Source organism: Zooshikella ganghwensis DSM 15267 (assembly GCF_000428585.1).
Classification (GTDB): Bacteria; Pseudomonadota; Gammaproteobacteria; order Pseudomonadales; family Zooshikellaceae; genus Zooshikella; species Zooshikella ganghwensis.
In genome coordinates this window covers 1-11,895 of sequence record NZ_AUAF01000135.1, presented here as the reverse complement: position 1 = coordinate 11,895, position 11,895 = coordinate 1, and the positions used below count along the sequence as shown (strand labels likewise).

Genomic DNA, 11,895 nt, shown 5'->3' with positions numbered 1-11,895 from the left:
ACTAAGACGTTGATAGGCTGGGTGTGTAAGCGTTGTGAGGCGTTGAGCTAACCAGTACTAATGGCTCGTGAGGCTTGACCATATAACGCCAAAGTGATTTGAGTGAGTTGTAGTTACGATTCTGCTAAAGGTTTATGCTTGACGACGATAGCGAGTGGGCACCACCTGATTCCATCCCGAACTCAGAAGTGAAACTGCTCAGCGCCGATGGTAGTGTGGCGTTTCGCCATGTGAGAGTAGGACATCGTCAAGCGCATATTGGAAGCCCTGGTACACCGTGCCAGGGCTTTTTACTTTTTAGGGATAACGCGTAAAAAAGCTGGCTGTTTACTAAGCTGAAATGACATAGGGCTTAGATAATCATTAGGGATGCTCAGCCGGTTTAGTTCACCTGTCTTCTTTCTTTGTTTTACGCTTAAAATAAAGTCTGGGATATTTCATCAACAACTGTCGTAACAATACTGACATGTGTATTGGAGATGGCTATTAATGAAACGCTTACTCTCTCTGGTACTTAGTACTTCAATTCTATGTTTTCCTCTCATTTCTCAAGCAGATGATACCAAGCAGGTATATATCTATAACTGGAGTGATTATATAGCTGAAGATACTTTACAAAATTTTGAAAAGAAGACAGGTATCAAGGCTCAATATGATGTCTTTGATAGTAATGAAATTCTGGAAGCAAAGTTGCTATCAGGTAAGACAGGCTATGATGTTGTGGTACCTTCTCATGACTTTTTGAGGGTACAGATTAGGGCTGGAGCCTTTCAACCACTTGATAAAAGCAAGCTCCCAAATTTGAAAAATCTTGATAGTGATATGATGAAGGAGATATCTGCCACTATTGATCCAGATAATAAGTTTGCTATTCCTTACTTGTTAGCTACGACTGGCTTTGGCTATAACCCTGAAAAGGTAAAAGCAGTATTGGGTGATGATGCCCCTGTTAAAAGCTGGCGTTTACTGTTAGATGAAAAGAACTTAGCTAAGCTTAAGTCTTGTGGTGTAGCATTTTTAGATGCACCAACGGAAGTATTTCCTATAGTTTTAAACTATTTGGGTAAAAATCCTAATACTCAGAATCTGAATGATTACAAAGAAGCTGTTAAGCTGCTTGAAAAATTAAGCCCTCATGTGACTTATTTTCATTCTTCAAAATATATTTCTGATTTAGCTAATGGAGATATATGTGTCGCTATTGGCTGGTCAGGTGATATGTATCAAGCCGCAGACCGAGCTGTTGAAGCCAAGAATGGCATTAATATCAGGTACAATATTCCAGAAGAGGGAGCGCCAATTTCCTTTGATATGTTGGCAATTCCAAAGGATGCTACACATCCAGAAGCTGCTCACGCATTCCTTAACTACTTAATGGAACCAAAGGTTATTGCAAATATTACTAATTACGTTAAGTATGCAAATCCAAATGTAGAGTCAAAGTCATTTATTGATGCTGATATTTTAAAGGATCCTGGTATCTATCCTACAGAAAAAGCAAAGCGTAAATTATTTACCTTTGGTGAGCGTTCTAAGAGTGTCCAGCGCTTTATAAATAGGGCTTGGACACGTATTAAAACAGGTAAATAGTTACCACTGAAAGAGTAAGGGCTTGGTTTATAAAAAAGCTTAGCCCTATTTTTATGTTGTACTGTTATTGATTGATTCGATTGCGAATGGAAGCTAGGGCATTTTTTCCTGCGGCTTGTTTAATTTCCTGACTTAACTCCTCACCAAAGCCTATTCGAATAACATCTTCACTTGGAAGCTCCTCAAGGAAGCGGCTAGGAGTAGTTTCTAATTGTTCACCAAACTGCTTGCGCTGCCCAGCCAACGTCATAGTCAATGTCTTTCGAGCACGTGTAATACCTACATAAGTTAAGCGGCGCTCTTCTTCTATGTTATTTTCTTCAATACTGCTTCTGTGGGGGAGCAAATCTTCCTCCATGCCAATCATAAACACATATGGATACTCAAGTCCTTTCGAGGCATGAAGAGTCATGAGCTGAACACGGTCACTATCATCCTCTTGCTCTTGTCGCTCGAGCATATCTCTTAATACAAGCTTGCCAATGGCTGTTTTAATGTCAGCCTCTACATCATCCTCTTCATCTGTCACTTTTAGTGACTTTTCAAGGGAATCGACCAGAGTCCAGACATTGCTCATGCGCTTATCTGCAACACCTTCGCTACTACTGTTTTGACGTAGCCAGTTATGATAATCCAGGTCATGAATCATATCTTTAATAGCAGTAACAGGGTCTTCTTGATGACATTGTTGGGTTATCTTCTGCATCCAGTGAGTAAATCGCTGTAATTTTTCAAGAAAACGTTCATCAAGGTGACTGCTTAAACCGAACTCATTACAAGCAGCAAAAAGACTGATATGCCGTTGGGATGCGTAGTTTCCTAACTTCTCTAACGTTGTTGGGCCAATTTCCCGGCGAGGTACATTTATGACTCGTAAGAATGCGTTATCGTCATCCGGATTAATAACTAGCCGAAGATAGGCCATGATATCTTTCACTTCCGACCGAGAGAAAAAGGAGGTGCCACCTGATATAAAGTAGGGAATTTGGTGGTGCTGTAACTTTAACTCAAGCAGTTTTGCATGATGATTGCCTCGATATAAGATGGCATAGTCTTTGAACTTAGTATTTTGTTTTAACTTATGAGTAATAATTTCTGCCGCAACTCGCTCAGCTTCAACCTCTTCATTTCGGCAACGAATAACACGAATTTCGTCGCCCAAACCAAAGTCGCTCCAAAGACGTTTCTCAAAAACGTGAGGATTATTGGCAATGACGGTATTGGCTGCTTTAAGAATACGGCTAGTTGAGCGGTAATTTTGTTCTAGCTTAATGACATTCAGAGTGGGATAGTCATCCTTGAGTAACGCCATATTTTCTGGGCGTGCCCCTCGCCAGGCATAAATTGACTGATCATCATCTCCTACTACAGTGAATGCTGCTCTTGCGCCAACCAATTGCTTTACAAGTAAGTATTGTGAGGCATTAGTGTCTTGGTATTCATCCACTAGCAGGTAGCGGATTTTGTTCTGCCATTTATCAAGAACGGTAGGGTTTTCAGAAAAAAGCTTCACTGGCAGTAAAATGAGGTCATCAAAGTCAACAGCATTGTAGGCTTTCAATGTGCGTATATAGTGCTGATAGATTGTAGCAATAACTTCTGCTTCTTCGTCTTTTGCGTGACTAATTGCTTGATCGGCAGAGATGAGATCATTTTTCCAGTTTGAAATGGTATGTTGAATTAAATCAATTTTATCCATTCCTTCGCTGTAGTGCTTTTCACTGAGCTCTTTGAGTAATGCTTTGACATCCTGCTCATCAAAAATAGAAAAGCCTGGTTTGTAGCCAAGTGTTTTGTGTTCACGGCGAATGATGTTTAGACCCAGATTATGAAAGGTTGAAACGGTAAGTCCTCTAGCGGCTTTACCACTGACGAGCTGACCAACCCGTTCTTTCATCTCACGTGCAGCTTTGTTGGTGAAAGTAACCGCAACAACATGTTTAGCTTTTAAGCCACATGTCTCAATCAAGTAAGCAATTTTTTGGGTAATAACGCTTGTTTTACCACTCCCAGCCCCAGCTAAGACAAGTAAAGGTGAGTCAATATATTTTACAGCTTCTTCTTGTCTGGGATTAAGTCTACGCACAGATTTTGGGCTCCTTTGACTAACAAATAGCTGTGTATTTTAGCAAATTGAATCCTGACCGCGAATGGATTTTTGGCGGCTTTTGCTTTCTAAGTTTCAAGAAGAGAAGGCAGGTACTTTACGACTAGCTGGCATAGCAAGCTATTACAAAGTGGTTAAAGTACACTTTTGACGATAGTTATATGCCAATCAAACCACTGATTAGTGACTTTTACTCAAAAAATAAAAACTGGGAAATGATATCAATTTACATGATCATTGATTTGGTATAAGAACGATAGCTCTGTTCGAACTGACAAAATAGGTCAAGTTTATTGATAAGTTGTTTGAGATTATTTGGTGGATTTTCATTGATTGTGTGATCATATACGGCAATAAAGTTGGCGCGATGACCAAGTGTATACTGGAGGACCGACATTCGTGGCAGGTCAGCAAAATGAGGGGCAACCCAAATTATATTTAATAGATAAAAAAATTACTGAGAAAAGCTACTTGGTATCGTTGCTAAAAGAAAATGATTCACATCTTTTTTTAAAGGTAAATCACCTTACATCTCTTGTCGAAATGGAAACGCTGGAAGGCTGCCGGGGGGATAGGCTTGTCATCTTGCTTGCTGAAGAGTTTATGGACGAGTACCCAGGCTTATTGGAAGTATTAAGCTGTGACTACCCTGTTCTACTGTTAGTAGACTCAATTTCGGCAGATAAATATAAGCGGATAGTCAAGAAAGGCGCAGCTTATTATATGTTGCGTAAAAGCTATAACAAAGAGCAGTTAAAAACACTATTAAAGCTAGCTGAAGAACAGTATGCACAAACACATTCTTCTTCTGGTATTGATACATTAACGGGGTTAGCCAGCCGTCGTACTTTTACCCAGCGATTGAATAATATGTTGCTTGATAACCACTATAATAAGCCTCCTGCGTTATTATTGATTGATTTAGATGGCTTTAAAAAAGTAAATGAGTGGTTAGGGTATCAGGCAGGCGATCAGTTAATATGTGATGTTGCGCAACGGCTAAAGCGGCTGTTTCCTATACATGAGCATATTGCACGGATAGGGGATAATGAATATGGCGTCGTTATTGATAATATTGGTCAGACTGCAGAGTTAGTGCATACTGTTAAAGAGTTACTAAAAGTATTGGCCAACCCATTTATTATTTCTGGACACCAATTAACAATAGGTTGCAGTATAGGTATTGCTCTGGCTGTGGATGGTCCTATGAATGTTGACTCCTTAATTCATAATGCCACCCTTGCGTTAAAACAAGCTAAACAGCAACTTGGAAGCAGTTACAGTTTTTATTCCCATGATTTGAACACTCATGCAAAGCAGCGTTATTGCTTGGAAACAGAACTACGTCAAGCTATAAAGCAAAAGGAATTCCAATTACTTTATCAACCAAGAATTGATACCACAACAGGCAAACTGTGTGGTGTTGAAGGTTTACTCCGCTGGTTTCATCCTCTGCGTGGCTTATTATTACCTAGTGACTTTATACCTTTAGCGGAAGAGACAGGGCTTATTGTTCCTTTGGGGCACTGGGTTATCTATCAGTCTTGTTATGATCTATTAAAGTTAATCGACGTTTGTGGTGAACAGGTCAGTATGGCGATTAACCTATCATTTCAACAATTTAAAGATGCCAGGTTATTTACAGTGATTTCTCATGCTTTGGAAAAGTTTGATGTGCCTCCGCAATGTTTGGAGTTTGAGCTCACTGAAACAGCCATGATGCAAGATGAAGCAGCAGTTGCTGCGGCAATGAGTGCACTAGGAAAGCTGGGTATTACATTTTCACTTGATGATTTCGGTACAGGTTTTTCGTCATTTGCACATATACAACAGTTGCCGATTTCAACCTTAAAAATTGATCGAAGCTTTATTTGTAAGATTAATTCAAATACTGATGATGCAGTAATAGTTCAGGCAATTACTAACTTAGCGCATAATTTGAACTTAAGTGTTGTGGCGGAGGGTGTCGAAAACCAGGCTCAAGTTGATGTACTGACCAAAATGGGGTGTGATCAGCTTCAGGGTTTTTTTTACAGCCCTCCAGTACCCATTACCTCATTTTGCGAACGTAGTACTGATGAGTTAGTAGGTTGTATAGTTTAACTCTTTTACATTGAAACGGTGCGATCCAGTTTTCGATAGCCTAAAGCTTCAGTGATATGACTCACTTGTAACTGTTCACTCTCCATTAAGTCAGCAATACTACGAGATACTCGCAATATTCTATGATAGGCCCGAGCAGATAAGCCCAGCTTTTTCAAGGCATTATTAAGCAAGTGCTGAGCATCTTCAGTAAGCGAACAATATTGCTCTATTTCTTTTGCACTTAGCTCGTTGTTCGCCTTTCCTTGTCGGTTTATTTGTAGCTCTCTTGCTTTTATTACACGCTGCTGAACCTGTGAACTACTTTCTACATTTAGTTGTGATGCACGTTGAGTAAGCAAACTATCGGGCAATGCAGCAACCTCAATATGCATATCAATTCTATCCAGTAATGGGCCAGAGAGTTTACGACGATAGCGGCTTATTTGTTGAGCAGTACAGCGGCATGCTTGACGACTATCACCCAGATATCCACAGGGACAAGGGTTCATTGCTGCAACCAGCTGGAACCTGGCAGGATAAGTCACCTGTCGGCTAGCACGAGAAATCACTATTTCTCCTGACTCCATTGGTTCACGCAGGACTTCTAATACCCTTCGGTCGTATTCTGGTAGCTCATCAAGAAATAAAACGCCATGGTGAGCTAACGATATTTCTCCTGGTTTGGGGCTACTGCCTCCACCCACCATAGCTATCGCAGATGCCGTGTGATGTGGTGCTCGAAAACTTCTATTTAGCCACTCGGTAATAGGTCGAGGTTTTTGAGAGATTGAGTTAACTGCTGCGACTTCCAGTGCTTCTTTTTCTGTTAAGGGAGGCATAATGCTTGGCAATCTGCTGGCTAGCATGGTTTTTCCTGTTCCAGGAGGTCCAAAAAACAGGAGGTTGTGGCCACCAGCGGCGGCTATTTCAAGAGCACGTTTTGCCTGAGGTTGTCCTTTTACCTCTGCAATATCACAGGAGGTCTTTGATTGAGTAAGTGTATAGCTTGCAGTAAATGGTGTAATCACCTCGTCATCCTGCAAGTGTTGGCAAAGCTGGTTTAAGCTGTTAATGCCTAACAAAGTACAGTTTTTAACAAGACTGGCTTCTGCACAGTTTTCTTCAGGAATGACAAGTTTTCGATTGCTGAGCTGGCACTGAACGGCTGCGGGTAAAATACCTTTGACGGGGCGAACCTTTCCAGATAAAGCAAGCTCACCAATAAATTCATAATCTACAAGTTTGGCTGGGGCAATTTGTCCTGAGGCAGCTAAGATACCTAAAGCAATAGCTAGGTCAAAGCGGCTGCCTTCTTTTGGAAGATCAGCTGGCGCTAAATTAATAGTGATACGCTTGGCAGGAAATTCAAAGTGCGTATTTAAAAGGGCACTGCGCACGCGGTCTTTACTTTCTTTAACCGCTGTTTCTGGTAAGCCCACGATAGCCAAGCCAGGTAGGCCATTTGAAAGGTGGGCTTCAACTGTAACAAGAGGGGCATTAATACCAAACTGAGCACGTGTATACACAACAGCCAGAGACATAAATCATCCTTGCAGGCTCACTAATAAAGAGGAGGGTAGTTTAAATTTTGTACAGTGAGACTGCTAATAGGAGGATGAAAGACTGTGAACTCGTAAAATAGCCACAAAAAAAATGTGAATTAGTGGCTGTTTGAGTGAGTTTTATAAACGCTTTACTAAGTTTTTAAAGCCAAATTAATGGTCTTTTTCCTTTGGCGATGAAGGTTGAGAAGCATCTTCAATAATAAGTGTTGATTGTTCTTCTGAGGCTAGGTGTGCTTCTAGGGCAGCGACTTTCTTTTCAAGCGCTTCCAGCTTTGCTCGGGTATGTTGTAATACCGCCAGCTGATCTTCAAACTGCTCTCTTGTTACTAAGTCTAATTTAGCAAAAGCCGTTTGCAGAAGGATGTGAATGTTATTCTCAAGGTCTTTTTGAATTTGTGGCTTTTCACCTGACATAAGCTGCTGCACTTTTTCACCAACAGTGCCGCTGATTTGTTCGCTAAGAGATTGAATAAATGCTTTGTTGATCATGCTTAAGCCTGTTCTGTTGAGTGTGCACGATTAAGGAAACATACGTTACTTATGCTACAGGGCAGTAATGAATGCGTTGTTACTTTAGCATAGTCATGTTGCAAGAAACTATGTGTGGCTGATCATTTAGAGTGCATGGCACAGGCTATACCTGTTCAAATTATTAGCTATAGAGCTGAGTGATCATAAAAAGAGCAAAGCTTTTTAGCTTGAACCAAATTGGTGCATATTCTCTGCTTCTCCCCCTCTTGTTGGCTTAATAAATATCGGCTAACTCCTTGAAATAAAAGTATGAATTTCATAGATGGCACATATCCTGCTAGTCACTTGTTGTTAAACATATGCTTATTCAAGAAGTGCTCAGCTTTATGTGATGACTTTATTTATCTCTGCTGAGTGTACGAGTAGGAAACGAATCAATAACCACTTGATGTTGATGGAGCAAGGGGGTTTGGCAAAGGAAGCCTTGTGCTGTTAGCGCTAAGTTATGTGAAGGGTTATAAATCTACTTGTATTTAGGTGTTAGGCTTATATAAATTGCATAAATAACTTGCCCCAGCCCCCCCATGGGCAAGACATAAAACTGCAGGAGATTAAAATGAAATTAGTTTCGGCAATCATTAAGCCATTCAAGTTAGATGATGTGCGAGAAGCCCTTTCTGAGATTGGCGTTCAAGGTATTACAGTTACTGAAGTGAAGGGATTTGGACGACAAAAAGGTCATACCGAATTATATCGAGGGGCTGAGTATGTTGTGGATTTCTTACCTAAGGTCAAAATTGAAATTGCGATTGGTGACGAGATGCTGGACCAAGTGATTGAAGCGATATCAAGTGCGGCTAATACGGGAAAAATTGGCGATGGCAAAATATTTGTGGTTTCCCTTGAGCAGGCAGTGAGGATTCGGACTGGTGAGACAGGGACGGATGCTATCTGAGCGTGTCACCGGGTAACGTTATTTAAAGCCTAAAAGGGGGGCTGATTGTGGAAAACTTAACTCAACTGTCTTATGCGCTCGATACGTTTTACTTTCTAGTATGTGGTGCACTAGTCATGTGGATGGCTGCGGGCTTTGCCATGTTAGAGGCTGGTTTAGTCCGAGCTAAGAATACCGTCGAAATTCTAACCAAGAATATCGCACTTTTCGCTGTAGCATGCACAATGTATCTGTTGTGTGGCTATGCCATTATGTATCCAGGAGAAGATGCTGCAGGTGGTATTTTACCTGTATTAGGGACACTCATCGGCGATGAACATACAGCAGAAGCTGTATTATCTAGTGAGGGGTCAACTTATTATGCGGCACGTTCTGACTTCTTTTTTCAGGTTGTCTTTGTAGCAACCGCAATGTCCATTGTTTCTGGTGCTGTTGCTGAGCGCATGAAACTGTGGGCATTTTTAATGTTTGCGGTAGTGCTAACAGGATTTATTTACCCCGTTCAAGGCTTTTGGAAATGGGGTGGTGGCTTTTTGCAAGAGGCTAAGTTTCAAGATTTTGCTGGCTCTGGTGTAGTGCATATGTGTGGTGCTGCAGCTGCACTCGCGGCTGTCATTTTACTGGGACCACGTAATGGTAAATATGGAAAGAAAGGTGAGGTGAATGCCATTCCTGGAGCGAATCTGCCTCTTGCGACGTTGGGTACCTTTGTATTGTGGTTGGGCTGGTTTGGTTTCAACGGTGGCTCTCAGCTCAAGCTGACAGGCATCGAAAATGCTAATGCGGTTGCCCAAATATTTGTTAATACAAATGCTGGCGCTGCGGGTGGAGTAATAGCAGCATTGGTAACGGCTCGTTTACTGTTTGGTAAAGCAGATTTAACCATGGCTTTGAATGGTGCGCTGGCAGGTTTGGTAGCAATTACCGCTGAACCTTTAACACCATCAGCACTAGGTGCAACATTAATTGGTGGCATTGGTGGTCTACTTGTGGTGTTCTCTATCGTAGCCTTGGATAAACTTCACTTGGATGACCCTGTTGGTGCTATTTCTGTGCATGGTGTAGTTGGTATATGGGGACTATTGGCTGTACCTCTGACTAATAGCGATGCAACGTTGCTTAAGCAGTTACTAGGGATCGTGACGATCTTTACCTGGGTCTTTGGCTGTAGCTTTGTGGTGTGGTTTTTCCTGAAGAAAATAATGGGTATTCGTATCAGTCAAGAGGAAGAATACGAAGGTGCCGACATTGCGGAGTGTGGTATGGAAGCCTATCCTGAATTTACCAGTAAATAAAATTGTGAATATGGGATGGCCTTTAATGAATCATCATTAATGATCGTTTGAGGCAATAATAACAGCTACTAAGCTAGTTATTATAAAAGGAGGCAAATGCCTCCTTTTTTATTAGGTGCTCATATTCATCTGTCAGGATAGGTTTTTATGTGGGTACAGAAAATTGTTCAACTAACGCCAAGGGAACGAGGATTTCACATAGTGACTGAGGAGCTTTTACATGAGCTACCAGAAGTAAGCATGATGAAGGTAGGGCTATTGAGCCTGTTTATGCAGCACACATCGGCATCTTTAACGGTTAATGAAAATGCAGACCCTTCAGTCAGAGCTGATTTTGAGTCACACTTAAATTACTTAGTACCCGAAAATGCTGAACACTTTCAGTCTCGAGGTCATGGCGCTGATGCGACGCCAGCGCACTTAAAAAACTCACTGGTAGGTTTTTCTTTGGTTGTGCCTGTTTCACAAGGGCAGTTGGCTTTAGGTGCCTGGCAAGGCATTTATCTTGGAGAACATCATACCCATGGAAGTAGTCATCGAATTGTAGCATCGCTTTTTGGAGAAAGTTTCGACAAGTAGCTTAAAATAGGCGTAATGTTTCAGCATATAAAATAGTTTACTTATAGGTATAATAATTAAGTTGTAATGAATAAATTATTACAATAAGTCTAAAAATGACCTATAGGTGAAATTATGAATATAAGGGCAAATGGATTTATAGAGTGCCTAAAAAAGTACGAATACATTCTCAAAGCTTTATTTATAATTATTCCACTAAGTTTTCTTTCACTCTCAACTTCAGCTGACAATTCAAATATAAAAAACGCTACTGACGATATAGGCATTCACTGGCAAGTAATTGATAACTTACAAGACAGTGCAAATAGTTTTACAGCAAAATTAACCATAAAGAATAATGGTAGCCAAAGTTTAACCCACCAAAACTGGCGTATCTATTTTAACTTTGTACGAGAAATACTAGTATATTCGCCTAATGACACGCTTTCCATTAAACATGTTAATGGTGATTTATTCTATATTGAGCCAAAAGCTAGATTTACAGGCATAAGTATTGGCGAAGCGCTGACAGTTCAGCTAACCGCACAGTATTGGGCAATCAGTAAATCAGATGCACCTGCGGGTTTTTATCTTGTTCCCAGTAAGAATAGCCAACCTATTCTGATTAACGATGTCGTTATTGCAGATCATACTTCAGACAAGCAAACTAAGCGGTTTGATGGGGACCGTTGGCCGGTTGATACGGCTGAGGTTCGTTTTGACAGAAATCGAGAGCTACTGGCTATAGATACGCCAATACTTGCAAATAACCACAGTAATAGTACGTCACTGGTAATACCAAGTCCTGCTGAAGTGCAAAAGACAGATAATCAACAACTGATGATCAATCAGCCAATAACGATTGCATTTAGTGATGAATTTCGTAATGAAGCTGAGTATTTAAGAAAAATGCTCACTGTTGAGTTAGACTGGCCTGTCAGTTTTGCAAAGCGATGTGAATATAAGCCTTTTAGTATTTGTGTACCCCCTCTGCAATCGTGTGCTGCAGTAAATAACGTACAAGCCATACCGCTAATGTCTTCTTACTCAGTTCTCTGTCTGTTTAGTACGCTGCATTCATTTCACGAATAGCCGTTTATTAGTTGTATGAAGCAACCAAAGATTGAAACCTTATCGCCTGAAGCCTATCAGGATCTCCAGCAGGCTATTACGGCCTCATCATTAAGTCAGGACCATAAAAACCTCGTCATAGGCGTGTTGGATCTCTGTTTATGGCTTCAGCAAAAACTCACCTTCTCAAAAATCAGC

The 11,895-nt window shown here is 40.9% G+C and carries 9 protein-coding genes and 2 rRNA genes; 8 read left to right on the top strand and 3 right to left on the bottom strand.

Annotated features, from left to right (window positions below; genetic code table 11):
- The 3 genes from F607_RS0120675 to F607_RS0120665 all read left to right on the top strand — a co-directional run.
- Positions 1-82, top strand: a 23S ribosomal RNA gene (locus F607_RS0120675); the annotation flags it as partial.
- A 55-nt stretch (positions 83-137) separates the two neighbouring features.
- A 5S ribosomal RNA gene (gene rrf, locus F607_RS0120670) occupies positions 138-253 on the top strand.
- A gap of 236 nt (positions 254-489) precedes the next feature.
- A complete protein-coding gene (locus F607_RS0120665) occupies positions 490-1,590 on the top strand; it encodes an extracellular solute-binding protein (RefSeq protein ID WP_038291941.1) in 1,101 nt (366 codons plus the stop codon).
- A gap of 64 nt (positions 1,591-1,654) precedes the next feature.
- Here F607_RS0120665 and rep read toward each other — a convergent pair whose 3' ends face one another.
- Positions 1,655-3,676: a DNA helicase Rep gene (gene rep, locus F607_RS0120660; RefSeq protein WP_027709605.1), complete on the bottom strand. Its 2,022-nt coding sequence runs from the start codon at positions 3,674-3,676 to the stop codon at positions 1,655-1,657.
- Between the two features lie 420 nt (positions 3,677-4,096).
- Here rep and F607_RS30820 point away from each other — a divergent pair, with 420 nt between their 5' ends.
- Positions 4,097-5,800 (top strand): putative bifunctional diguanylate cyclase/phosphodiesterase, encoded by a 1,704-nt coding sequence (locus F607_RS30820; protein ID WP_051311688.1) that lies wholly within the window; start codon positions 4,097-4,099, stop codon positions 5,798-5,800.
- Positions 5,801-5,805: 5 nt separating this feature from the next.
- On the opposite strand, the gene F607_RS0120650 is transcribed toward F607_RS30820, so the two are convergent.
- A complete protein-coding gene (locus tag F607_RS0120650) occupies positions 5,806-7,323 on the bottom strand; it encodes a YifB family Mg chelatase-like AAA ATPase (RefSeq protein ID WP_027709604.1) in 1,518 nt (505 codons plus the stop codon).
- Positions 7,324-7,497: 174 nt separating this feature from the next.
- Positions 7,498-7,836: an accessory factor UbiK family protein gene (locus F607_RS30815; RefSeq protein WP_051311687.1), complete on the bottom strand. Its 339-nt coding sequence runs from the start codon at positions 7,834-7,836 to the stop codon at positions 7,498-7,500.
- Positions 7,837-8,434: 598 nt separating this feature from the next.
- Here F607_RS30815 and glnK point away from each other — a divergent pair.
- The 4 genes from glnK (at position 8,435) to F607_RS0120625 (ending at position 11,718) form a co-directional block, all read left to right on the top strand.
- Positions 8,435-8,773, top strand: a complete 339-nt coding sequence (glnK, locus tag F607_RS0120640) for a P-II family nitrogen regulator (protein ID WP_027709603.1) — start codon at positions 8,435-8,437, stop codon at positions 8,771-8,773.
- Between the two features lie 47 nt (positions 8,774-8,820).
- Positions 8,821-10,068, top strand: a complete 1,248-nt coding sequence (locus F607_RS0120635; RefSeq protein ID WP_027709602.1) for an ammonium transporter — start codon at positions 8,821-8,823, stop codon at positions 10,066-10,068.
- A gap of 147 nt (positions 10,069-10,215) precedes the next feature.
- Entirely contained in the window at positions 10,216-10,647 is a 432-nt protein-coding gene (locus tag F607_RS0120630) for a secondary thiamine-phosphate synthase enzyme YjbQ (protein WP_027709601.1), read from the top strand.
- Between the two features lie 114 nt (positions 10,648-10,761).
- Positions 10,762-11,718 carry a carbohydate-binding domain-containing protein gene (locus tag F607_RS0120625; protein WP_027709600.1) on the top strand — a complete coding sequence of 319 codons (957 nt, stop codon included), beginning with the start codon at positions 10,762-10,764 and terminating at the stop codon, positions 11,716-11,718.
- Positions 11,719-11,895 lie beyond the last annotated feature (177 nt).

What these genes read in the sequence shown, in the direction of transcription:
- glnK (WP_027709603.1), top strand. Translation starts at nt 8,435, where the DNA reads ATGAAATTAGTTTCGGCAATCATTAAGCCATTCAAGTTAGATGATGTG.
- F607_RS0120650 (WP_027709604.1), bottom strand. Translation starts at nt 7,323, where the DNA reads ATGTCTCTGGCTGTTGTGTATACACGTGCTCAGTTTGGTATTAATGCC.
- F607_RS0120625 (WP_027709600.1), top strand. Translation starts at nt 10,762, where the DNA reads ATGAATATAAGGGCAAATGGATTTATAGAGTGCCTAAAAAAGTACGAA.
- F607_RS30815 (WP_051311687.1), bottom strand. Translation starts at nt 7,836, where the DNA reads ATGATCAACAAAGCATTTATTCAATCTCTTAGCGAACAAATCAGCGGC.
- F607_RS0120665 (WP_038291941.1), top strand. Translation starts at nt 490, where the DNA reads ATGAAACGCTTACTCTCTCTGGTACTTAGTACTTCAATTCTATGTTTT.
- F607_RS0120630 (WP_027709601.1), top strand. Translation starts at nt 10,216, where the DNA reads ATGTGGGTACAGAAAATTGTTCAACTAACGCCAAGGGAACGAGGATTT.